Genomic DNA, 20646 nt, shown 5'->3' on the forward strand with positions numbered 1-20646 from the left:
TCATGTGGTAGGACGCGCGGCATGTCAACGCCCACCGACCGCCGGTCCCGCAAGCGCCTCGCAACGCGGCAGGCCATCTCGGACGTCGCCACGCAGCTGTTCATGGAGCGCGGCTTCGACGCCGTGACGGTGGATGAGATCGCGGCGGCGGCCGATGTCGGCCGGATGACGGTCTTCAATCATTTCCCCCGCAAGGAGGACATGTTCTACGACCGCGACGAGGAGGGCCGCGAAATCCTGCGCGCGACCCTGCGGCAGCGCGATCCTCGCGTCGCGCCGGTGGAGACGCTCCGCCTGCTGGCACACCGGCTGGTGACCGGCCGGAACCCCGTGGTGGAGTTCTCGGCGCGCAGCGGCGCCTTCGTGGCGACCGCGGCGGGGAGCGAGACGCTCAGGGCCCGTGCCCGGGCGATCCGGGACGAACTCGCGGACGTGGTGCGGGTGGCGCTTGCCGAATCCGTCGGGCGTCGTCCGGAGGATCCCGACGCCGAGCTGGCGGCCAGCCTGCTGCTGGCGACATGGAGTGTGGCCTTCCTCCAGGCGCACCGGACCTTCCGGGCGACGCGGGAGGCGGCGGCGGCGAATGCCGCCTTCCTGGCGATCATCGATCAGGGGACCGCCGGCCTGCAGGCGGCGCTGGCCGGCACGCCCTACGCGGAGGCCGCCGCGCCCTGAGGATCGGCGGCCGCCCCGCGCTCCCGGCCTAGGGCGCCTTCAGCACGTACCGGCACGCGGCGGGCAGCGCCGCCATGGTCATGGCGGGCTTGGGCTTCGGCGGCACCTTCGGAGGCTTCGGGTGGAGCACCGCGTCCGAGAACCAGTAGCCGAGGTCGTCGCAGCCGTCGCCCGGCGGCGGCGCGCCCTGCGGCTGGCAATCCTCCTGGCCGGCCGGGCAGGCGAGCCGGATATGGTAGTGGTAATTGTGCCCGTACATCGGGCGCACCTTGGACATCCAGCGGCTGCCGGCCGCGTCGCGGCAGAGCGCCCTCTTGATCGCCGCGTTGACGAAGATGCGCTCCACCTCCGGCTGCTCGGCGGTGAGCTTGATCAGCTGCAGGTGCGTCGGCGTCCAGACCTCGGGATCGATGTCGAGGCGGTCGCGGCGGACCATGTCGGTAGCCGAGGTCTCCTCGCGCTCCGCCCGGCTCATGCGGTGGTCGGGCATCGGCGTCAGCCAGACGTCGGCGTCGATCCCGATCTGGTGCGAGGCGTGGCCGGTGATCATCGGGCCGCCCCGGGGCTGGGCCATGTCGCCCACGAGCAGGCCGGGCCAGCCGACCCGCGCGGCCTTCTGCGACAGCCGCTCGATGAAGTCGACGAGGTAGGGCGTGCCCCACATCCGGTTGCGGGACGGGCGCATGACCTGCCAGTTCGGCCCGTCGAGCGGCAGCGCCTCGCCGCCGGCGAAGCAGCCCTTGGCGTAGAAGCCGTAGATGCGGGCCGGACCCGAGGACGCCTTGGTGACCCGCCCGAACAGGGCCTTGGCGGGCGTCGAGGGCGCGTCCGGATGCTCCAGGGGCGGCAGCGGCCTCGGATTGACGCTGCCGCGATCCTGGGCCTGCGCGGCGGCGGGCAGGAGCAGGGCGGCGAGCGCGAGGCTCTGGGCGAAACGCGGCATCGGCATGCGGGGGCTGTTCGTCCGGCTGGAGAGGGCGGGCGCGGGCGCCCGCCGGAACGTGGCCCAGGGGCGGGGCGTTTTTCGGGCAGACGGCGCGCGGCGCGCGAAACGGTCGGGAGGCGACGATGGCGGCCACGGGGACGGGCACGGCAACCGGTCGGCCCGGCACGGCGAGCCCCGCCGACAGGGCACCCCGCCGCCTGATCGCCAGCGATCGGGTCATCGGGACGGATGTCCGCCGGCCCGACGGAACCCGGGTCGGACGGATCGAGCGGCTGATGCTCGACAAGGTCTCGGGCCGGGTCGCCTACGCGGTGATGAGCTTCGGCGGTTTCCTCGGTCTGGGCGAGGATTTCTACACGCTGCCCTGGACGGTGCTGCGGTTCGAGCCGCGCCAGGACGCCTACGTGGTCGCCATCACGGAGGCGCAGCTGCGCGCCGCCCCCGCCCGCACCCCCGAGGGCACCGATCCGGCCGAGGACGGCGCCTGGGAGGAGCAGATCCACCGCTACTACGACGCGGCGTCCTACTGGGGCATCTAGGACGCGCGGCAACCGTCGGCGGATCTCAGCGGATGTGGCGGGTCACCGGCCCGCACCAGCCGGGGAGGTAGTCGGCGTCCTGGGACTTGGCGAGCGCCATCGCCCGCTCCAGCGCGGAGGAGAAGTCGTTCTCGATCCGCTTCTCCTTGATGTTCCGCCGCAGGAAGTCGGCCCAGAGAAACTCGCTGAACGGCGTCGTGTCCTTCGCGAAGCCGCCGGCCCGGCGCAACTCGCCGGCGAGGCTGCGATAGGGGTCGTCCACCAGGGCATCGACCGATTTCGGGATGTCCTTGAAATGCTGGCGCACGCCGTCGGCGTCGTAGGGGTGGGTCCAGGATTTGTGGTCGCAGACCGTCCAGAACGCATCCTTGTCGAGGTAGTGCAGGTCGGCCACCACGGTCACGAGCACGTTCTCGACGCCCTCCTCGTGGAGCGCCCGGGAGAGGTGATGGTGGTCGATGATGTAGTGACGCTTCTTCGGTCCGAGCAGGGTCGGGATCATGTGGGCGCCGAGGAATTGCTCCTTCTTCTCGCCGTCGTAGTCCCGCCAGCGCCGCCGCTTCTCCGCCACTTCCCGGTAGCCCACCGTCATCTGTGTCGGGCGCAGCTCCGCGATCGGGACGGTCCTGAGCAGCGGTTCTCGGTTGGCCATGGAGTCTCCTTCCTGCGTGGATTTGTCACGCGACCGTCACAACCTATTCAGGATCGGTAGACCGGCCAGGGCGCGCGGCGCTCACGTTTCCGGCATCGCGCGGACGGCCTCCAGCACGAACACGCGGATTGCCGAGGACAGGTTCTGCCCGTCGCGGCCGGCATCGATGCTCCCGATGAGGGCCTGGACCGACTGGCCCCGCGCCTCCGCGATCTCCCGCAGGGCGACCCAGAACGGGTCCTCCAGCGACACGCTGGTCCGGTGGCCGGCGATCATCACGGAGCGCTTGGTGACGCCGGCGCTCATGCCGAAGCGGACCCCATCAGGAGGCCGCTCTCATTCCGGAAGGTTGGAATCCGGCTCGCGCCGCTCGAGGCGGTGGCCCTCGTGGCGCTCGGTCTCCAGGGCCTTGCGGCGCTGCTGGAGGGTCTTGGCCTTCCTGGGCTGCCCGAAGGCGACGCGGTTGGACTCGGCCTTCGCGTCGGCCTCGGCGCGCGCCTTCGCCTTGCGGACCTGACGCAGGTTGATGATCTCGGCCACGGATCGCCTCCCGGCACTGGCGGCCGGCGCGGGTGTCCCGCACCGGCCAGATCTGAAGGACTCAGTCGGCGCTCGGCGCCAGCATGGTCTCCGGCCGGACCACGCGCTCGAACTCTTCCTCGGTCACGTAGCCGAGGCGCAGGGCCTCTTCCTTGAGGGTGGTGCCGTTCTTGTGCGCGGTCTTGGCGATCTCGGCGGCCTTGTCGTAGCCGATCGAGGGGGCGAGCGCGGTGACCAGCATGAGCGAGCGGCTCATCAGGTCGGCGATCTTGTCCTCGTTGGCCTTGATGCCGACCACGCAATTGTCGGTGAAGCTCACCGCCGCGTCGGCCAGCAGGCGGATCGACTGCAGCACCGCGTTGGCGATCACCGGCTTGAACACGTTGAGCTCGAAATTGCCCTGGGATCCCGCGAAGCTCACCGTGGTGCCGTTGCCGATCACCTGGGCGCAGACCATGGTCAGGGCCTCGCACTGGGTCGGGTTGACCTTGCCGGGCATGATCGAGGAGCCGGGCTCGTTCTCGGGCAGCGACAGCTCGCCGAGGCCGGAGCGCGGGCCCGAGCCGAGGAAGCGGATGTCCTGGGCGATCTTGAACAGGCCGGCGGCGAGCGCCGACAGGGCGCCCTGCGTGAACACGAGGGCGTCGTGGGTGGCGAGCGCCTCGAACTTGTTCTCGGCCGAGGTGAAGGGCAGGCCCGTCAGCTCCGCGACCTTCGCGGCGAAGCGCTCGGCGAATTCCGGGTGGGCGTTGAGGCCGGTGCCGACCGCGGTGCCGCCCTGGGCGAGCGCCAGGACCCCCGGCAGGGTCGCGGCGACCCGCGATCCGCCGAGCGCCACCTGCGCCACGTAGCCGGAGAATTCCTGGCCGAGCGAGACCGGCGTCGCGTCCTGCAGGTGGGTGCGGCCGATCTTGACGATCGACTCGAACGCCCTGGCCTTGGCGTCGAGCGCCCCGTGCAGGTGGGAGAGCGCCGGCAGCAGGCGGCCCTGGATCTCGCGGGCCACCGCGATGTGCATGGCGGTGGGGAAGGTGTCGTTCGAGGACTGGCCGCGGTTGCAATGGTCGTTCGGGTGGACCGGCGACTTGCCGCCGCGCTGGCCGCCCAGCCGCTCGTTGGCGAGGCTCGCGATCACCTCGTTGGCGTTCATGTTCGACTGGGTGCCCGAGCCGGTCTGGTAGATGACCAGCGGGAACTCGTCGTCGTGGCGGCCCTCCACGACCTCGGCGGCCGAGGCCGCGATGGCGTCGGCGAGCTTCGGGTCGAGGGCGCCGAGATCCTTGTTCACCAGGGCGGCGGCCTGCTTCACCACCCCGAGGGCGTGGACCAGCGGGGCCGGCATCCGGTCGGTGCCGATCTTGAAGTTCTGGATCGAGCGCTGCGTCTGCGCGCCCCAGTAGCGATGCGCCGGGACCTCGATCGGCCCGAAGGTGTCGGACTCGGTGCGGGTGGCGGTCTCGGTGGGCGACATCGTGGCCTCTACGTCAGGTGCAGTGCGGTGCCTACTTAAATGAGGCGCGGCTGAATCGCGATGCCGGTTCTCGCCGCGCGCCGACAAGGGCGGAGCTCTGTTCCCGCCAGACATGAAGCCGAACTGGGAGCCGATGAGCGCGACGATCGATCTGCCCGAGCCCGCCACGCGGTTCCGCCCCGTCGTTCCGCCGCCGCTGAAGGAGCCGCTGGGGCTGTTCGAGTTCCTGCGGGCGGCCCGGAAGAACCCGATCACCACTTGGATGGACGCGCATTTCAAGCTGCCGGTGGTGGCGGCGGAGAGCGCGATGGGGCGGATCACCCTGGTGAGCGACCCGGCGCTGATCCGCTACCTGCTGATCGAGAACGTCGACGGTTACCGCAAGGACGACCTGCAGCGCCGGGTCCTGGCCCCCGGGCTCGGCAACGGCCTGCTCAGCGCCGAGGGCGACGAGTGGCGGCTCCAGCGCCGGACGCTGGCGCCGATCTTCAACGCCCGCACGGTCCAGGGCTTCTCCGACGCGATGAACGCCGCCGGGGCGCGTCTCGGCCGCCGCCTCGTGCGCCGCGACGGCAAGCCGGTCGACGTCGCCCTGGAGATGACCCGCGTCACCCTCGACGTGCTGGAGCGGACGATCTTCACCCAGGGCCTGCCGGGCGACCCCGACGCCCTCGGGCGCGCCATCACGCGCTTCCTGGAGGCGGTGGGGCCGATCGATCCCCTCGACGTGTTCGGCGTGCCCGATTTCGTGCCGCGGATCGGCCGCCTGCGGGCGCGCCCGGCGGGCCGCTTCTTCGCCGAGGTGGTCGACGCGCTCATCGCCCGGCGCAAGGCGCTGATGGGGCAGGGCGAGGCGCCCCGGGACCTGCTGACGCTGCTGCTCGCCGCCCAGGATCCCGAGACCGGCAACGGGCTCTCCGACCTCGCCGTGAAGGCCAACATCGTCACCTTCATCGCCGCCGGCCACGAGACCACGGCCAATTCCCTGACCTGGGCGCTCTACTGCCTGTCGCAGGATCCGGCCGCGCAGGCGCGGGTCGAGGCCGAGATCGACACGGCCGGGCCGGGGGATTTCGCCGTCGAGCGCCTGCCCTTCACCCGGGCGGTGGTCGAGGAGGCGATGCGGCTGTTCCCGCCGGTCCCGTTCCTCAGCCGGCAGGCGGTCCGGGACGACCGGCTCGGCCGGATCAAGGTGCCGCGGGGCTCGCTGGTGATGGTGGCGCCCTGGGTGCTCCACCGCCACCACCTGCTCTGGGAGGACCCGGAGGCCTTCGTGCCGGAGCGGTTCCTGCCCGGGAACCGGGACGCGATACCGCGCTTCGCCTACCTGCCGTTCGGGGCGGGGCCGCGGGTCTGCATCGGCCAGAGCTTCTCGATCCAAGAGGCGGTGATCGTGCTGGCGCACGTGGTCCGGGCGGTGCGCTTCCGGCTGCCGGCGGACCACCCGCCGGTCACGCCGCTCCACCGGGTGACGCTCCGGCCGGAGCACGGCTTGCGCATGGAGGCGGCGGCGCGGGGCTAGGGCCGTGCCGTGAAGCGGGTCGATCGGACGTCCCGTCCATCCGCCGTATCCTGAGGCGGGTTCGCGAAGCGGCCCTCCAGAAGCCGCCGCATGGATGGGACCGGCGCCCGAATCTTGTTGGCGTTCGCGTGGGGGGGCGCATCGCCGCGCGATCGGGCGCGGCCTCGATCAGATCGCGATGCCGATCGTCGCGAGGGCCGACGCCTTCAGCAGGGGCGCGGCCAGCTTCACGCCTTCGTCGAAGCGCTCGGCGCGCTGCGTCCGCTCGGCGACCGACAGCGTCCGCCGCGCGACCGTGTCGTCCACCGCGCGAACCCTCGGCCGTCGAGTTGGCCCGGGAAGAGGTCAGCTCTTCTTGCGGAAGGCGTCCAGGCTCACGACCTCGGCGCTGCCCTCCTCGCCCTCCTTCTTGGCGGCGGGGCGGGCGGCCTTGTCGTCGGACGCGCCGGCGGCCTTCTCGCCCTGGGCGGCGGGGGCGGGAAGTCCCTTCGGCGCGCTCGCGCCGATCGTCGCGAGACCGGCGCTCTTGGGCCGCACCTCGCCGGGCTCCGAGCCGGCCCCGCGGGGGCCGGGCTTGGCCGGGGCGGTGTTCGCCTCCTCGGGCGTCTCGCCGGCCTCGCTGAGGTCGAACTTCAGGCCGAACTGCACGGAGGGGTCGAAGAAGCCCGACAGGGCTTCGAACGGCACCAGCAGCCGCTCCGGCACGCCCGAGAAGGACAGCCCGACCTCGAAGGCGTGCTCGGTGACGTTCAGGTCCCAGAACTGGTGCTGCAGGACGATCGTCATGTCCTGCGGGTATTTCTCGCGCAGGGCCTGCGACATCCGCACGCCGGGGGCTTCCGTCCGGAACGAGACGTAGAAATGGTGCTCGCCCATCAGGCCCTCGCGGGCCGCGTCGGTCAGCACCTTGCGCACCACGCCGCGCAGGGCGTCCTGTACCAGGAGGTCGTAACGGATCAGGTCGTCTGCCATCTGCGGTCGCGCTCTAGCCCGGTCTGCCCGGCGCCCCGCCGCGGATGGCCGGACCGAGGGATTGAAGTGGAGGCTTCTGTTGCCAGGTGCCTCCGAACCCCGCCTATGCGGTGCTACCCGCTAGGTCTTCAGGTCGGTATTGGGGACCGCTTACGCGGCCACCGCCACCGGAGCAAAGTTGTCGTTGGCAACTATTGCAAAGGCCCGATAACGGCGGAACCATGCCGAGCGAAAGCTCAACCTTTACGCCCTCGTCGATCCTATTTCGCCCCCGCCGAAGCCCAGTCTTCCGACCACGCGCCTTGCGGCAGCATGTCCTGGGCTCGGGTGGAGGCGCCGGGTACCGCCCCCGGGTCCGATAGGTTTATTGCGAAGAACGTTTATCGCCATAGCCGGCCTCGCGACCGGCTCCCGAGATATAGAGGGGATCGGTCCGGTTTTGAAGCCCGATCGTGTCGCGCCGCCACCTCATTCGGAGCCTCCGGGCGAGGCTGTTGCCGGAAGTGCGCAGTCGCGCGCCGCGGCCCTCGATGAGCGGGGTCCTCTCGGCCGCGCCTGGGCCGCGACGTGGCGGCTCGGCGCCCTGGTCGCCCTCGTGGTCGTCTATCTCGGCGCGGCGAGCCTGCTGTCGCTGGTCACGGTGCGGGTCGGCTTCGACCTGTGGAGCGGGATCGACCCGTTCCTGCCCCCCGAGCGGCGCCCGTTCCTGGGCGCGGTGGAACTGGCCCACCGGGCCTTCGCGATCGATGCCCTGCGCCAGGTCTTCCTCGCCGCCCTGGTGGTCGGCGGCGCGTGGTGGCGCGACCGGGCCGGCTGGCGGCGGCGCCTCGCCCTCGACCGCGAGCGGCCGAACGGCATGCGCCCGGTCGCGCTGCTGGGCATCCTCCTGATCTGGCCGGTGCTGCACATCGCCTGGGTCACCGGCACGGCGGAGCTGTTCGGCGCGAGCTTCGGCCAGCACGTGCGGCTGTCGCCGTTCATGAGCCAGGCCGCGGTCGCCGCCTGGCTCGCCTATCTGGCGATCCTCGCGCCGGTGGCCGAGGAGCTCCTGCTGCGCGGCGAGGCCTTCGCCCGCGCCCAGGCGGCCGTCGGACCCGCGGGTGCGATCGTGGTCACCGCGCTCATCTTCGCCGCCGCCCACATCTCGTCCTGGGGGCTTGCCCGGCCGGTCTCGCTGCTGCCGCTCGCCCTGGCGCTGGGCTGGCTGCGCTGGCGCACCGGCCGGCTCTGGCCCGGCATCGCCCTGCACGGCTGGTCGAACCTCGCGCTGGTGACCTACCTGCTCTGGCCGGGTTGATGCGTTCTCCGCCCGAGGGAACGTCGGTCCGACACTGAGGAGCGCCTTGGCATCAACAACCAAGGGCCGTCCCGCATCGAGACTCGCGCTCGTCATGCACATATACGGGCTTGGAACCTGCCACCCGCCATTCTGGCACGCAGGAGTGCCCGATGGACGCTTATCACGACCTGCTCCGGCGCATCCTCGACGAGGGCGTCGCCAAAGACGACCGCACCGGCACCGGCACCCTCTCGGTGTTCGGCCACCAGATGCGCTTCGACCTGTCGGCGGGCTTCCCGCTGGTCACCACGAAGCGGCTGCACCTGCGCTCGATCATCCACGAGCTGCTCTGGTTCCTGACGGGCGACACCAACGTGGCCGCGCTGAAGGCGAAGGGCGTGACGATCTGGGACGAGTGGGCGGACGAGCACGGCGACCTCGGCCCGGTCTACGGTAAGCAGTGGCGCTCCTGGGAGAAGCCCGGGGGCGGCACGGTGGACCAGATCGCCTGGGTGCTCGACGAGATCCGGCGCAACCCCGATTCCCGCCGCTTAGTCGTCTCGGCCTGGAACCCGGCCGACCTCGACCGGATGGCGCTCGCCCCCTGCCACTGCCTGTTCCAGTTCTACGTCAGCGAGGGGCGGCTCTCCTGCCAGCTCTACCAGCGCTCGGCGGACGCCTTCCTGGGCGTGCCCTTCAACATCGCGAGCTACGCCCTCCTGACCCACATGATCGCCCAGGTGACCGGGCTCGGGGTCGGCGACTTCGTCCACACCTTCGGCGACGCGCATCTCTACCGGAACCACCTGGAGCAGACCCGCACCCTGCTGGGCCGGACCCCGCGCCCGCTGCCGCAGCTGCGGCTCAGCCCCGAGGTCCGCGACCTCTTCGCCTTCCGGTACGAGGACATCGCCATCGAAGGCTACGAGCCGCATCCCGCCATCGCGGCCCCGGTGGCGGTATGAGCCCGATCGTCTCCCTGGTCGCCGCCGTCGCCCGCAACGGCGTGATCGGCCGCGACAACGGGCTCGCCTGGCATCTCTCCAGCGATCTCAAGCGCTTCAAGGCCCTGACCATGGGCAAGCCGATGCTGATGGGCCGGCGGACCTGGGATTCGATCGGCCGGCCCCTGCCGGGACGTCGCACCCTGGTGCTCACCCGGGATGCGGGCTTCCGCGCCGAGGGGGTCGAGACCGTCCACGACTGGGACTCCGCGCTGGCCGCGGCGGGGTCGGAGCTGATGGTCGTCGGCGGCGCCGAGATCTACGCCCTCGCGCTCCCGCATGCCGACCGGCTCCATCTCACCGAGGTCGAGGCGGAGCCGGCGGGCGACGTGCGGTTCCCGGCCTTCGACCGCGCCCGCTTCCGGGAGACGTTCCGCGAGGCGCACCCGGCGGGCCCGCGGGACGAGCACGCCTTCGCCTTCGTCGACTGGGAGCGCGCGCGCTGAGGCGCGCCGCCGCATTTGCGTTCGGCGCCGCGCATGCCCACCTGCCAGCCTTGACAGCACGGGGCGTGCGCCCGCAGGTGCCTGTCGGGTGCGCGCGCTCACGCCGGGCCTGCACATCCTGCGGGAAGATGCGCGCGGGCCCTCGAGGCCTCCAGCCGGATGCGGTCGCGGTGCGATCGGTGCGGATGGTCGGGACTAGGCGGGCGAGCGTGGCCGTTCAGGCAGGGGGCGCCGGCCGGGATGCGGGCCGGGCGCGGACAGGCAGGAGACGACGGCTAGGATGCCTTGGAGCAATCAGAGCGGCGGCGGGGGCCCCTGGGGTCGGCCCGGCGGCAACGGCGGCGGTCCCTGGGGCGGTGGCGGCGGCGGCAAGACGCCGCCGAACCTCGAGGACCTGCTCCGGCGCGGGCAGGACCGCCTGCGCGGTCTGATCCCGGGCGGCGGCTCGGGCGGCTACGGGGGCGGAGGCTCCACGGGCGCGGGCGGCGGGCGCAGCGCGGCCGTGATCGCCGTCCTGGCGATCGCGATCTGGCTCGCCACCGGCTTCTACACCGTCTACCCCCGTCAGGTCGGCATCGAGACGATCTTCGGCCGCTACGTCGGCACCAAGGGCGAGGGTCTGCGCTACAACTTTCCCTACCCGATCGGCGGGGTGGTGAAGCCGGATGTCGGCTCCCAGAACTCGATCCAGATCGGCTTCCGCTCCGGCCCGAACGGCCAGGGCCGCACCCGCGACGTGCCGGACGAGAGCCTGATGCTCACCGGTGACGAGAACATCGTCGACCTCGACTTCGAGGTGCAGTGGCGGGTCAACCCGCTGAAGGCCTCCGACTTCGTGTTCAACCTCCAGAATCCGGAGGGCACCATCAAGGCGATCTCCGAGAGCGCGATGCGCGAGGTGATCGGCCGCCGCAACATCCAGGCGATCCTCACCAACGAGCAGTCGAGCATCGCCCAGGAGGTGAAGGAGATGGTCCAGAAGGCGCTCGACGAGTACGGCGCCGGCGTGCGCATCGAGGTGGTGCAGCTCGTCTCGGTCAACCCGCCGCCGGAGGTGCGCCCCGCCTTCATCGACGTGAACGCGGCCCAGCAGGACGCCGACACGGCGCAGAACGAGGCCAAGACCTACGCCAGCCGCGAGGTGCCGCAGGCCCGCGGCAAGGCCTCCCAGATCGTCCAGCAGGCCGAGGCCTACCGGACCAAGGCGACCGCCGACGCCACCGGTCAGGCCGCGCGCTTCAGCGAGGTCTATGCCTCCTACAAGGCCGCCCCGGCGATCAGCCGCGAGCGGATCTTCCTGGAGACGATGGAGAAGGTCCTGGGCTCCGTGAACAAGGTGATCATCGACCAGAACGGGACGCAGCCCGGCGCCGCGACCGCGGCCGGCGTGCTGCCGGTGCTGCCGCTCTCGGAGTTCGGCGCCCGCGCCCAGACCCAGACGGGAGCCGCCCGATGAAGCAGGCTCTCCGCACCGGCCTGATCGCGATCGCGGCGATCGTCGCGATCGGCCTCTACGCCTCGATCTTCACCGTCGGCCAGATGCAGCAGGCCCTCGTCCTGCAGTTCGGCCGCGTCCGCGCCGTCCTCAACGCCACCGGCGAGGACAAGCCCGGCCTCTACTTCAAGATCCCGTTCATGGAGAACGTGGTCATCTTCGACAAGCGCGTCCTCGACCTCGACCTGCCGGTGCAGACGGTGCTCACCGCCGACCGGCAGAACCTGGAGGTGGACGCCTTCGCCCGCTACCGGATCGTCGATCCGCTGCGCTTCTACCAGGCGGTGGGCAATGTCGGGCTGGCCAACCAGCGGCTCGCGAGCTTCGCCAATTCCGGCCTGCGCAACGTGCTCGCCCGCTCGACCCGCGACGCGATCGTGAAGACCGATCGCGGCCAGCTGATGCACCAGATCCAGGAGGACGTGAACCGGCAGGCCAAGGCGCTGGGCATCGAGATCGTCGACCTGCGCCTGACCCGCGTCGACCTGCCCGCGCAGAACTCGGCCGCCGTCTACAGGCGGATGAAGACCGAGCGCGAGCGCGAGGCGGCCGACATCCGCGCCAACGGCGACCAGATCGCCGCCACGATCCGCGCCAAGGCCGACCGCGAGGTCACAGTGATCCTCGCCGAGGCGACGCAGAAATCCGAGCAGCTGCGCGGACAGGGTGACGCGGACAAGAACCGCATCCTCGCCGACGCGTTCGGCAAGGACGCGGACTTCTTCAGCTTCTACCGCTCGATGCAGGCCTACGAGAGCGGGCTGAAGGGATCCGACACCCGCCTGGTGATCAGCCCGAACACGGACTTCTTCCGCTTCTTCAGCGATCCGCAGGGCCGGGCACCCGCCCCGGCTGCCCGCGGACCGCGCGGACCGGCCGATCCGAGCGCCACCACCGGGTCGACGACCGGCTCCACGGCCGGGACGGCGCGCTGAGGGAGCCCGTTGGCGCCCCGGCGCCCGGGGATTACCGTGCAGGACAACCCGCGGGCGGTCGGCCATCGGTCGAGGCCCGCGGGACCGGAAACGCGTTCTTGAAGAGGTCGACCATGCACCCCGTCGCGAGCGCCCCCGAGGCGCCGTTCGGCCGCGCCCCGGCGCAGCCCCGCTCCCGCGCCCGCGCGCTGATGGCCTCGATCCTGATCGGCGCCTCCGTCAGCGTCTCCGTGGCCGCGGCCGCCCTGCCGGTCCCGGCCTTCGCCAAGGGGCCGGCCTCGCTCGCCGATCTCGCCGAGCAGGTCACCGACGCGGTGGTGAACATCTCCGCGTCCACCACGGTCGAGGCCCGGGCCGGCCGCGCCGGGCCGCAGGTGCCGCCCGGCACCCCGTTCGAGGACCTGTTCGAGGAGTTCTTCAACCGGCGCGGCGGTCGCGGCGGCGGCGGCGACAGCGACGGCCCGCGCCAGCAGCGCAAGTCGAACTCGTTGGGCTCCGGCTTCATCATCGATTCGGCCGGCCTCGTGGTGACCAACAACCACGTCATCGGCGACGCCAACGACATCCAGGTCATCCTGCACGACGGCACCAAGCTGAAGGCCGAGATCGTCGGCAAGGATTCGAAGATCGACCTCGCGGTCCTGCGGGTGAAGCCGCCGGCGGATCACCCGTTGAAGGCCGTGCCGTTCGGCGATTCCGACAAGATGCGGCCGGGCGACTGGGTCATCGCCATCGGCAACCCGTTCGGGCTCGGCGGCTCGGTCTCGGCCGGCATCGTCTCGGCCCGGGGTCGGAACATCGAGTCCGGACCCTACGACAACTACATCCAGACCGACGCGGCCATCAACAAGGGCAATTCGGGCGGCCCGCTGTTCAACATGGACGGCGAGGTGATCGGCATCAACACGGCGATCCTGTCGCCGACCGGCGGTTCGGTGGGCATCGGCTTCGCGGTCCCGTCGGGCACGGCCAAGCCCGTGATCGACCAGCTCCGCGATTTCGGCGAGGTTCGCCGCGGCTGGCTCGGCGTGCGCATCCAGAACGTCGACGACACCACCGCCGAGGCGCTCAACCTCAAGGGCGGGGCGCGCGGCGCCCTGGTGGCCGGCGTCGACGAGAAGGGACCGGCCAGGACCGCCGGGATCGAGGTCGGCGACGTGATCCTGAAGTTCAACGGCGCACCGGTGAAGGCTTCGGGCGACCTGCCGCGCATCGTCGCCTCGACCCCGGTGGGACAGAAGGTCGACGTGGTCGTCATGCGCAAGGGCGAGGAGGTGACGAAGCCCGTCACCCTCGGCCGCCTGGAGGACAGCGACAAGCCGCAGCTCGCCAACCTGCGCCAGCCGGAGCCCGAGAGCGCGACCCGGCAGGCGCTGGGCCTCAACCTCTCCGGCATGACCGACGAGCTGCGCAAGAAGTACTCCATCAAGGACACCGTGAAGGGCGTGGTCGTCACCCGCGTCGACCCGAACTCGACCGCCGCCGACAAGCGGATCCAGCCCGGCGAGGTGATCGTCGAGGTCGGCCAGGAGGCGGTGAGCACCCCCGCGGAGGTGACCAAGCGGATCGACGCCCTGAAGAAGGAGGGGCGCAAGTCGGTGCTGCTGCTGGTGGCGGGCGCCACCGGCGACGTGCGCTTCGTGGCCGTCGGCCTCGACTGAGCGGCCTCATCCGCGTTGCCGAGGGCCGTCGCTTCGCGGGGAGCGGCGGCCCTCGCCCGTTCAGGAAGCCCACATTGACGCTGCGCCGCGGCACGGCACACTGGGGCCGCGAGTCGGTGCGGCTCGGGCGAGTTCGGACCCATGACGGCCGTTGCGTTCGACACCCTGAAGTTCGCCCGCGCCCTGCGGGAGAAGGCGAAGCTGTCGCCCGAGCAGGCGGAGGGTCTGGCCGACGCGCTGGTCGACGTCTTCGACGGGAATCTGGCAACCAAAGCCGACATTCGCGACGTGCAGGCCGACCTGCAGATCGTCCGCGGCGATATCGAAGCCCTCAAGATACAGACCCGCGGCGACATCGAGGCACTGCGACTCACGACCCAGGCGGATATCGAGGGGCTTCGCATTTCGACCAAGGCGGATTCTGACAGTCTTCGTCAGTCGACCAAGTCGGATATCGAAGCCCTCCGCCTTTCCACAAAAGCCGACATCGACGGTCTGCGCCTCGAGACCAAGGCCGACATCGAGGCCGTGAAGGGCGCGATCGCCTCCGCGAAGGTCGAGACGGTGCGCTGGCTGGTCGGCGCGATCGGCTTTCAGACGCTCGCCGTGCTCAGCGCGGTCATCGCCCTGACCCGCACCCTCCACTGAGCGCTTACGCCACGAACTCCGCCGCCGCGTAGCCCTGGAGATACAGGAGCGCGGTGAGGTCGCCGTGCTCGACGCGGACATGCGCCGCGGCCGCGACCGCGGGCTTCGCCCGGAACGCCACCCCGAGGCCGGCCTCGCCCAGCATGTCGAGGTCGTTGGCGCCGTCGCCGACCGCGAGGGTCTCGGCGGCGCCGAGGCCCAGCTGCCCGCGCAGCGCGATCAGCGTCGCCCGCTTCTCGGCCTTCCCGACGATCGGGTCCTCGACGCGGCCGGTGAGCCGCCCGTCCGCCACGCCCAGCACGTTGGACCGGTGCTCGTCGAAGCCGATCATCGCGGCGATCGGGCCGGTGAACAGCGTGAAGCCCCCGGAGACCAGGCAGGTATGGGCGCCGTGCGCCCGCATCGTCCGCACCAGCGTGCCGCCGCCCGGGGTCAGGGTCAGGTGCTCGGCGATCAGCCCGTCCACCGCGTCGACCGGGATGTCCTTCAGGAGCGCGACGCGCTCGCGCAGGGCCGGCTCGAAGGCGATCTCGCCCCGCATCGCCCGCTCGGTGATCGCCGCCACGTGGTCCTTGAGGCCGAGCGTCCCGGCGAGCTCGTCGATGCATTCCTGCTCGATCATGGTGGAATCCATGTCGGCCAGGAACAGGCGCTTGCGCCGGTGCGCGTCGGCGGGCAGCACCGCGAGGTCGATCGGCTCGCCGGCCAGCGCCGTCCGCAGCCCGTCCGCGAGGGACGCCGCGGCCGCGGGCTCGCCCGGCACCAGCAGCTCGGCCGCCACCTCCCCGTGCAGGACCCGGGGCTGGTGCTCCGTCCGCAGCACGGCGCGCGTCTCGGCCAGCACCGCGTCGGTGATGGACGGCCGATCCGGGTTTGCTATCAGGACCGCGACCAGCATCGTGGAGTTTCGCCTTGCCGCCAGACCGGGAGGAAGCCGGGGGGCGCCCGGCGGCGATCCTCATCGCAGGGCCCACCGCCTCGGGCAAGTCGGCGCTGGCCGCCCGGCTGGCGGCGCGCCACGGCGGCGTGGTGATCAACACCGATTCCATGCAGGTCTACGCTGACCTGCGCCGCCTGACCGCCCGGCCCGACCCAGGCGAGGAAGCGCGTGTGGCCCACCGGCTCTACGGCCACGTCGACGGCGCCGTGAACTACTCCGTGGGCCATTTCTCGCGGGACGCGGCGGCGCTGCTGGCGACGCTCGGCGGACGGTTGCCGGTCTTCGTCGGTGGGACGGGCCTGTATTTTCGCGCGCTGGAGCAGGGGTTTTCCGAGCTGCCGCCGGTGCCTGATTCCGTGCGCGCGCAGGTGCGGGCCGAGGCCGAGGGCCGCCCGACCGAGGCGCTGCACGGCGACCTCGCCCGGCACGATCCCGAGGGGGCCGCCCGCCTGCGGCCGAGCGACCGGATGCGGGTGATGCGCGCCCTGGAGATCTTCTCCGCCACCGGCCGCCCGATTGCGAGCTTCTACGGCGACCCGGTGCCGGGTCCGCTATCCGGATGGGCTCTCCGGAAGATCTTCCTGGCGCCCGACCGGGCGGTGCTGCGGGCCCGGATCGACGCCCGGTTCCGGACCATGATCGCGGACGGCGCGCTGGACGAGGTCGCCCGCCTGCGCGCGCGGAACCTCGACCCGATGCTGCCGGTCATGCGCGCCCACGGGGTGCCGGGTCTGATCGCGCATCTCGACGGGACGGTGAGCCTGGAAGCGGCGATCGTTCGGGGGCAGGCGGATACGCGCGCCTACGCCAAGCGCCAGTTCACGTGGTTCCGCCACCAGATGGGGGCGGCGTGGCGCTGGGTGGATCCGGAATCCGCGGAGGTCGAAGACCTGTTCTGATGAGAGCGTCCTCCGCACCGGGCGAAGCAGGCGCGGCCGTTGCCGAGATCGGCGCCGGTCCCCTCTCCCGCAGGGGAGAGGGAAGCAGGTCGCGCCTCACCCTGTGATCGAGTCCAGGGTGGAGGCGGAAGGTGTCAGCGCTCCAGCCGCGCCACGAGGCTCGACGTGTCCCAGCGGTTGCCGCCCATGGCCTGCACCTCGGCGTAGAACTGGTCGACGAGGGCCGAGACCGGCAGCTTGGCGCCGTTGCGGCGGGCCTCGTCCAGCAGGATGCCCAGGTCCTTGCGCATCCAGTCGACCGCGAAGCCGAAGTCGAACTTGCCGGCGTTCATGGTCTTGCCGCGGTTCTCCATCTGCCAGGAGCCGGCGGCGCCCTTGGAGATCACGTCGAGCACCGCCTCGACGTCGAGGCCGGCGCGCTTGGCGAAGTGGACGCCCTCCGACAGGCCCTGGACGAGGCCGGCGATGCAGATCTGGTTGACCATCTTGGTGAGCTGGCCGGCCCCCGCCGGGCCCATCAGCCGGCAGGCCCGCGCGAACGACCCGATCGCGCCCTCGACCTTGGCGTAGGTCGCCGCGTCGCCGCCGCACATCACGGTGAGCACGCCGTTCTCGGCGCCCGCCTGGCCACCGGAGACCGGCGCGTCGATGAAGCCGAGCCCCTTGGCCTCCGCCGCCGCGGCGAGCTCCCGGGCGACCTCGGCGGAGGCCGTGGTGTGGTCCACGAACACCGCGCCGGGCTTCATGCCGGCGAGCGCCCCGTCCTCGCCCAGCACGACGCTGCGCAGGTCGTCGTCGTTGCCCACGCAGGCGAACACGATCTCGGCACCCTCGGCGGCCTGCCGGGGCGTGGGGGCGAAGGCGCCGCCGTAGGTCTTCACCCAGGCTTCCGCCTTGGGCGTGGTGCGGTTGTAGACGGTGACGTCGTGGCCACCCTTCTTGGCGAGGTGTCCGGCCATCGGGCCGCCCATCACGCCGAGACCCAGGAATGCGACCTTCGCCATTGTCGTGCGCTCCTCGCAGGCCCGGACCGCGCCGGCGCCCTTCCTTCTCCGACGGCGGGCGGCGACGGAGCTCGGCAGCCTGGCCGTGAAGGGGGTCGGGGCCGTGCCGGGGACCCGATGTGACAGATTAGGCGTCGTGCCGCCGCCGACGTTGCATCACAGCTCGGATCGCTTGCGTCAACGGCGGACCAATAGGATAACCCGCCCGTGTAGCCCGGGACCACGAAGTCCCAGCCGGAGCCCCCCGCGCGTGGCCCCGCGCGCGAGGCGGTCGGTCAGGGAGTGGGACATGGGTTCGGCGATCGGCAGGCATGGGCCCTGGGCCCTCGTGGGGGCGCTCGGCGCCGCGGCGCTGGCGATCGTGGCGAGCCAGCGGGGCGAGACGATCAACGCCCTCTGGATCGTGGTCGCCTCGGTCTGCACCTACCTGATCGCCTACCGCTACTACGCGAAATTCATCGCCGACAAGGTGATGCGCCTCGACCCGAAGCGCGTGACGCCCGCCGTGCGCCACAATGACGGGCTCGACTACGTGCCCACCAATCGCGGCGTCCTGTTCGGCCACCACTTCGCGGCGATCGCGGGGGCGGGCCCCCTGGTCGGCCCGGTGCTCGCCGCCCAGATGGGCTACCTGCCCGGCATGCTGTGGATCCTGGCCGGCGTGGTGCTCGCCGGTGCCGTGCAGGATTTCATGGTCCTGTTCGTGTCGATGCGCCGGGACGGCCGCTCGCTCGGCGAGCTGATCCGGGCCGAGCTCGGCACGATTCCCGGCATCATCGCCCTGTTCGGCACCTTCCTGATCATGGTGATCCTGCTCGCCGTGCTGGCGCTGATCGTCGTCAAGGCGCTCGCCGAGAGCCCCTGGGGCACCTTCACGGTGATGTCGACGATCCCGATCGCCATGCTGATGGGCGTCTACTCGCGCTACATCCGCCCCGGTAAGATCGGCGAGGTCTCCATCCTCGGCTTCGTCCTGCTGATGCTGGCGATCGTCGCCGGCGGCTCGGTGGCGTCGAGCCCGGTCTGGGGTCCGGCCTTCACCTTCACGGGCCCGCAGCTCTGCTGGATGCTGATCGGCTACGGCTTCGTGGCCTCGATCCTGCCGGTCTGGCTGCTGCTGGCCCCGCGCGACTACCTGTCGACCTTCCTCAAGATCGGGACCATCGTGGGTCTCGCGCTCGGCATCGCCTTCGTGGCGCCGCACATGCAGATGCCGGCGATCACCAAGTTCGTGGACGGCACCGGCCCGGTCTGGGCCGGCAGCCTGTTCCCGTTCCTGTTCATCACCATCGCGTGCGGTTCGGTCTCGGGCTTCCACGCCCTGATCTCCTCGGGCACGACGCCGAAGCTCATCGCCAGCGAGGCGGATGCACGCTTCATCGGCTACGGCGGCATGCTGATGGAATCCTTCGTGGCGATCATGGCGCTGGTCTCGGCCTGCGTGATCGACCCGGGCGTCTACTTCACCATGAACTCGCCCGCCGCGCTGGTCGGCACGACGCCCGAGACCGCGGCCGCCGCGGTGACCAAGCTCGGCTTCGCCACCACCCCGGAGGTGATCACCCAGACCGCCGCGGATGTCGGCGAGCACACGATCATCTCGCGGGCGGGCGGCGCGCCGACGCTCGCGGTCGGCATGGCCCACATCATCTCGTCGGCCGTCGGCGGCAAGGCGATGATGGCCTTCTGGTACCACTTCGCGATCCTGTTCGAGGCCCTGTTCATCCTGACCGCCGTGGACGCGGGCACGCGCGCCTGCCGGTTCATGGTGCAGGATCTCGTGGGGCTCGCCGTGCCGGCGTTCAAGAACACGACCGCCTGGGGGCCGAGCATCGCGGCGACCGCCCTCTCGGTGGGGGCCTGGGGCTACTTCCTCTACCAGGGCGTCACCGACCCGCTGGGCGGCATCAACACCCTGTGGCCCCTCTTCGGCATCTCGAACCAGATGCTGGCCGCGGTGGCGCTGACGCTGTGCACGGTGGTGATCTTCAAGATGAAGCGCGAGCGCTACGCGTTCGTGACCATCATCCCGACCGCGTGGCTGTGCATCTGCACCCTCACGGCCGGCTGGCAGAAGATCTTCTCGGCCGACCCGAAGATCGGCTTCCTGGCCCATGCCCAGCGCTACGCCGCCGCCGCCGCGGAGGGCAAGGTCCTGGCCCCGGCCAAGAACGCCGACCAGATGAGCCAGATCATCCTCAACGACCGCATCGACGCGGTGCTGGCGGCCCTGTTCATCGGCCTCGTCGTCGCCATCGCGGGCTTCGGCATCGCCGCCTGCCTGAAGGCGTGGCGCGCGGATCGCTGGACCGCGCTGGAGACCGAGCCGCACATGGTCGCGGCCGAGTAGGAGGTCCCATGCTGCCGTCGTCGAACCTGCGGGACCGGATCCGGACGCTGTCCAAATGCGTCTGCGACGGCGCCCGGCTGATGGTCGGGCAGGGGGACTACGCGGCCTATGCCGAGCATGTCCGCCGCACCCATCCCGACCGGGCGCCGATGACCGAGGTGGAGTTCTTCCGCAACCGGGAGAACGCCCGCTTCGGGGTCGGCAACACGTCGGGCTTCCGCTGCTGCTGAGCGGCGGCCGGCGAGCCTGGTCGTCTCCGCTCGCAAGGACGGTGGCGTGTCTTCGCCGCGGACCGAACCGCGCCCGCTGCGCGGACCCGATCCGGCCCGGCCGGCGTTCTCTACGCCGGAGGGCCGCCGGCCCTCGCCGGATGCGGAAGGCCGATGACCGACGACAGCGCGCAGGACTCGAAGGAACCCCGGGCCGTCAACACCGCCCATGCCTGGGAGCGGGCCTACTGGGCGCGCCGGTTCATGGTCCCGGTGGAGCAGGTCGAGGCCGCCGTGGCGGCGGTCGGCGACGATCCGGCCCGGGTCGCCGCCCATCTCGGGCGGGACTGGCCGGGCCACGAGCCCGCCACGTGAGGCCGCCGCGCGAGAACTAGTCCTCCGCGATCCCGGGCATAAGCTCGGCCGCATCTTGACTCGGCCGCCACAATATCCGCCATC

At 71.3% G+C, this 20646-nt stretch carries 23 protein-coding genes and 1 other RNA gene; 14 read left to right on the forward strand and 10 right to left on the reverse strand.

Going from position 1 to position 20646, the window contains the following annotated elements:
* The first annotated feature begins 21 nt into the window (after nt 1-21).
* On the forward strand, nt 22-675 hold the full coding sequence (locus MOTC310_RS28290) for a TetR/AcrR family transcriptional regulator (RefSeq protein ID WP_331304168.1): 654 nt from the start codon (nt 22-24) through the stop codon (nt 673-675).
* Nucleotides 676-703: 28 nt separating this feature from the next.
* On the opposite strand, the gene mepA is transcribed toward MOTC310_RS28290, so the two are convergent.
* Nucleotides 704-1624, reverse strand: coding sequence for a penicillin-insensitive murein endopeptidase (gene mepA, locus MOTC310_RS28295; protein ID WP_331304169.1), 921 nt, complete (start codon nt 1622-1624; stop codon nt 704-706).
* A gap of 119 nt (nt 1625-1743) precedes the next feature.
* Between mepA and MOTC310_RS28300 the strand changes: the two genes are divergently transcribed.
* On the forward strand, nt 1744-2160 hold the full coding sequence (locus MOTC310_RS28300) for a PRC-barrel domain-containing protein (RefSeq protein ID WP_331304170.1): 417 nt from the start codon (nt 1744-1746) through the stop codon (nt 2158-2160).
* A 25-nt stretch (nt 2161-2185) separates the two neighbouring features.
* On the opposite strand, the gene MOTC310_RS28305 is transcribed toward MOTC310_RS28300, so the two are convergent.
* The 4 genes from MOTC310_RS28305 to fumC all read right to left on the reverse strand — a co-directional run bounded on the left by MOTC310_RS28305 (nt 2186) and on the right by fumC (nt 4823).
* Nucleotides 2186-2812 (reverse strand): ParB-like protein, encoded by a 627-nt coding sequence (locus MOTC310_RS28305; protein ID WP_331291861.1) that lies wholly within the window; start codon nt 2810-2812, stop codon nt 2186-2188.
* Between the two features lie 81 nt (nt 2813-2893).
* The gene (locus MOTC310_RS28310) at nt 2894-3118 is read right to left on the reverse strand and encodes a ribbon-helix-helix domain-containing protein (RefSeq protein WP_331304171.1); all 225 of its coding nucleotides are present in this window, start codon (nt 3116-3118) and stop codon (nt 2894-2896) included.
* Nucleotides 3119-3148: 30 nt separating this feature from the next.
* Complete coding sequence (locus MOTC310_RS28315; protein WP_331304172.1) at nt 3149-3352, reverse strand: DUF4169 family protein; 204 nt, start codon at nt 3350-3352, stop codon at nt 3149-3151.
* A gap of 61 nt (nt 3353-3413) precedes the next feature.
* Entirely contained in the window at nt 3414-4823 is a 1410-nt protein-coding gene (gene fumC / locus MOTC310_RS28320) for a class II fumarate hydratase (RefSeq protein ID WP_331304173.1), read from the reverse strand.
* A 133-nt stretch (nt 4824-4956) separates the two neighbouring features.
* Here fumC and MOTC310_RS28325 point away from each other — a divergent pair, with 133 nt between their 5' ends.
* Nucleotides 4957-6345: a cytochrome P450 gene (locus MOTC310_RS28325; protein WP_331304174.1), complete on the forward strand. Its 1389-nt coding sequence runs from the start codon at nt 4957-4959 to the stop codon at nt 6343-6345.
* Nucleotides 6346-6513: 168 nt separating this feature from the next.
* On the opposite strand, the gene MOTC310_RS28330 is transcribed toward MOTC310_RS28325, so the two are convergent.
* The 3 genes from MOTC310_RS28330 to ssrA all read right to left on the reverse strand — a co-directional run bounded on the left by MOTC310_RS28330 (nt 6514) and on the right by ssrA (nt 7765).
* Entirely contained in the window at nt 6514-6651 is a 138-nt protein-coding gene (locus MOTC310_RS28330) for a hypothetical protein (protein WP_331304175.1), read from the reverse strand.
* A 39-nt stretch (nt 6652-6690) separates the two neighbouring features.
* Nucleotides 6691-7317: an SspB family protein gene (locus MOTC310_RS28335; protein ID WP_331304176.1), complete on the reverse strand. Its 627-nt coding sequence runs from the start codon at nt 7315-7317 to the stop codon at nt 6691-6693.
* A gap of 65 nt (nt 7318-7382) precedes the next feature.
* Nucleotides 7383-7765, reverse strand: a transfer-messenger RNA (tmRNA) gene (ssrA, locus tag MOTC310_RS28340).
* Between ssrA and MOTC310_RS28345 the strand changes: the two genes are divergently transcribed.
* From MOTC310_RS28345 to MOTC310_RS28375, 7 genes are all read left to right on the forward strand, one after another.
* Nucleotides 7757-8614, forward strand: a complete 858-nt coding sequence (locus MOTC310_RS28345; RefSeq protein WP_331304177.1) for a CPBP family intramembrane glutamic endopeptidase — start codon at nt 7757-7759, stop codon at nt 8612-8614. The genes ssrA and MOTC310_RS28345 overlap by 9 nt on opposite strands.
* A gap of 152 nt (nt 8615-8766) precedes the next feature.
* Nucleotides 8767-9561, forward strand: a complete 795-nt coding sequence (locus MOTC310_RS28350; protein WP_331304178.1) for a thymidylate synthase — start codon at nt 8767-8769, stop codon at nt 9559-9561.
* Entirely contained in the window at nt 9558-10046 is a 489-nt protein-coding gene (locus MOTC310_RS28355) for a dihydrofolate reductase (RefSeq protein WP_331304179.1), read from the forward strand. The genes MOTC310_RS28350 and MOTC310_RS28355 overlap by 4 nt, the downstream gene beginning before the upstream one ends.
* Nucleotides 10047-10326: 280 nt before the next feature.
* Nucleotides 10327-11502 carry an FtsH protease activity modulator HflK gene (hflK, locus tag MOTC310_RS28360; RefSeq protein WP_331304180.1) on the forward strand — a complete coding sequence of 392 codons (1176 nt, stop codon included), beginning with the start codon at nt 10327-10329 and terminating at the stop codon, nt 11500-11502.
* Nucleotides 11499-12476, forward strand: coding sequence for a protease modulator HflC (gene hflC, locus MOTC310_RS28365; RefSeq protein WP_331291850.1), 978 nt, complete (start codon nt 11499-11501; stop codon nt 12474-12476). Before hflK ends, hflC begins: the two co-directional genes overlap by 4 nt.
* Nucleotides 12477-12589: 113 nt before the next feature.
* Complete coding sequence (locus tag MOTC310_RS28370) at nt 12590-14137, forward strand: DegQ family serine endoprotease (RefSeq protein WP_331304181.1); 1548 nt, start codon at nt 12590-12592, stop codon at nt 14135-14137.
* A gap of 141 nt (nt 14138-14278) precedes the next feature.
* Complete coding sequence (locus MOTC310_RS28375) at nt 14279-14785, forward strand: coiled-coil domain-containing protein (RefSeq protein WP_331304182.1); 507 nt, start codon at nt 14279-14281, stop codon at nt 14783-14785.
* 4 nt (nt 14786-14789) lie between these two features.
* On the opposite strand, the gene serB is transcribed toward MOTC310_RS28375, so the two are convergent.
* The gene (gene serB / locus MOTC310_RS28380) at nt 14790-15683 is read right to left on the reverse strand and encodes a phosphoserine phosphatase SerB (protein ID WP_331304183.1); all 894 of its coding nucleotides are present in this window, start codon (nt 15681-15683) and stop codon (nt 14790-14792) included.
* A 14-nt stretch (nt 15684-15697) separates the two neighbouring features.
* On the opposite strand from serB, the gene miaA reads away from it, so the two are divergent.
* Nucleotides 15698-16624, forward strand: a complete 927-nt coding sequence (gene miaA / locus MOTC310_RS28385) for a tRNA (adenosine(37)-N6)-dimethylallyltransferase MiaA (protein ID WP_331304184.1) — start codon at nt 15698-15700, stop codon at nt 16622-16624.
* Nucleotides 16625-16758: 134 nt separating this feature from the next.
* Here miaA and MOTC310_RS28390 read toward each other — a convergent pair whose 3' ends face one another.
* Nucleotides 16759-17628: an NAD(P)-dependent oxidoreductase gene (locus MOTC310_RS28390; protein WP_331291845.1), complete on the reverse strand. Its 870-nt coding sequence runs from the start codon at nt 17626-17628 to the stop codon at nt 16759-16761.
* Nucleotides 17629-17917: 289 nt separating this feature from the next.
* On the opposite strand from MOTC310_RS28390, the gene MOTC310_RS28395 reads away from it, so the two are divergent.
* The 3 genes from MOTC310_RS28395 to MOTC310_RS28405 all read left to right on the forward strand — a co-directional run bounded on the left by MOTC310_RS28395 (nt 17918) and on the right by MOTC310_RS28405 (nt 20562).
* Nucleotides 17918-19978 carry a carbon starvation CstA family protein gene (locus MOTC310_RS28395; protein ID WP_331304185.1) on the forward strand — a complete coding sequence of 687 codons (2061 nt, stop codon included), beginning with the start codon at nt 17918-17920 and terminating at the stop codon, nt 19976-19978.
* An 8-nt stretch (nt 19979-19986) separates the two neighbouring features.
* Complete coding sequence (locus MOTC310_RS28400; protein ID WP_331291843.1) at nt 19987-20208, forward strand: YbdD/YjiX family protein; 222 nt, start codon at nt 19987-19989, stop codon at nt 20206-20208.
* A 153-nt stretch (nt 20209-20361) separates the two neighbouring features.
* Complete coding sequence (locus MOTC310_RS28405; RefSeq protein ID WP_331291842.1) at nt 20362-20562, forward strand: DUF3606 domain-containing protein; 201 nt, start codon at nt 20362-20364, stop codon at nt 20560-20562.
* Nucleotides 20563-20646 lie beyond the last annotated feature (84 nt).

The organism is Methylobacterium oryzae (assembly GCF_036441375.1).
In the GTDB taxonomy this organism is placed as follows: Bacteria; Pseudomonadota; Alphaproteobacteria; order Rhizobiales; family Beijerinckiaceae; genus Methylobacterium; species Methylobacterium oryzae_A.

Bases quoted from the DNA above. Each gene is read 5' to 3' on its own strand.
- MOTC310_RS28290 (WP_331304168.1), top strand. From the start codon at position 22: ATGTCAACGCCCACCGACCGCCGGTCCCGCAAGCGCCTCGCAACGCGG.
- mepA (WP_331304169.1), bottom strand. From the start codon at position 1,624: ATGCCGATGCCGCGTTTCGCCCAGAGCCTCGCGCTCGCCGCCCTGCTC.
- MOTC310_RS28300 (WP_331304170.1), top strand. From the start codon at position 1,744: ATGGCGGCCACGGGGACGGGCACGGCAACCGGTCGGCCCGGCACGGCG.
- MOTC310_RS28305 (WP_331291861.1), bottom strand. From the start codon at position 2,812: ATGGCCAACCGAGAACCGCTGCTCAGGACCGTCCCGATCGCGGAGCTG.
- MOTC310_RS28310 (WP_331304171.1), bottom strand. From the start codon at position 3,118: ATGAGCGCCGGCGTCACCAAGCGCTCCGTGATGATCGCCGGCCACCGG.
- fumC (WP_331304173.1), bottom strand. From the start codon at position 4,823: ATGTCGCCCACCGAGACCGCCACCCGCACCGAGTCCGACACCTTCGGG.
- MOTC310_RS28325 (WP_331304174.1), top strand. From the start codon at position 4,957: ATGAGCGCGACGATCGATCTGCCCGAGCCCGCCACGCGGTTCCGCCCC.
- MOTC310_RS28335 (WP_331304176.1), bottom strand. From the start codon at position 7,317: ATGGCAGACGACCTGATCCGTTACGACCTCCTGGTACAGGACGCCCTG.
- MOTC310_RS28350 (WP_331304178.1), top strand. From the start codon at position 8,767: ATGGACGCTTATCACGACCTGCTCCGGCGCATCCTCGACGAGGGCGTC.
- MOTC310_RS28355 (WP_331304179.1), top strand. From the start codon at position 9,558: ATGAGCCCGATCGTCTCCCTGGTCGCCGCCGTCGCCCGCAACGGCGTG.
- hflK (WP_331304180.1), top strand. From the start codon at position 10,327: ATGCCTTGGAGCAATCAGAGCGGCGGCGGGGGCCCCTGGGGTCGGCCC.
- hflC (WP_331291850.1), top strand. From the start codon at position 11,499: ATGAAGCAGGCTCTCCGCACCGGCCTGATCGCGATCGCGGCGATCGTC.
- MOTC310_RS28370 (WP_331304181.1), top strand. From the start codon at position 12,590: ATGCACCCCGTCGCGAGCGCCCCCGAGGCGCCGTTCGGCCGCGCCCCG.
- MOTC310_RS28375 (WP_331304182.1), top strand. From the start codon at position 14,279: ATGACGGCCGTTGCGTTCGACACCCTGAAGTTCGCCCGCGCCCTGCGG.
- serB (WP_331304183.1), bottom strand. From the start codon at position 15,683: ATGCTGGTCGCGGTCCTGATAGCAAACCCGGATCGGCCGTCCATCACC.
- MOTC310_RS28390 (WP_331291845.1), bottom strand. From the start codon at position 17,628: ATGGCGAAGGTCGCATTCCTGGGTCTCGGCGTGATGGGCGGCCCGATG.
- MOTC310_RS28395 (WP_331304185.1), top strand. From the start codon at position 17,918: ATGGGTTCGGCGATCGGCAGGCATGGGCCCTGGGCCCTCGTGGGGGCG.
- MOTC310_RS28400 (WP_331291843.1), top strand. From the start codon at position 19,987: ATGCTGCCGTCGTCGAACCTGCGGGACCGGATCCGGACGCTGTCCAAA.
- MOTC310_RS28405 (WP_331291842.1), top strand. From the start codon at position 20,362: ATGACCGACGACAGCGCGCAGGACTCGAAGGAACCCCGGGCCGTCAAC.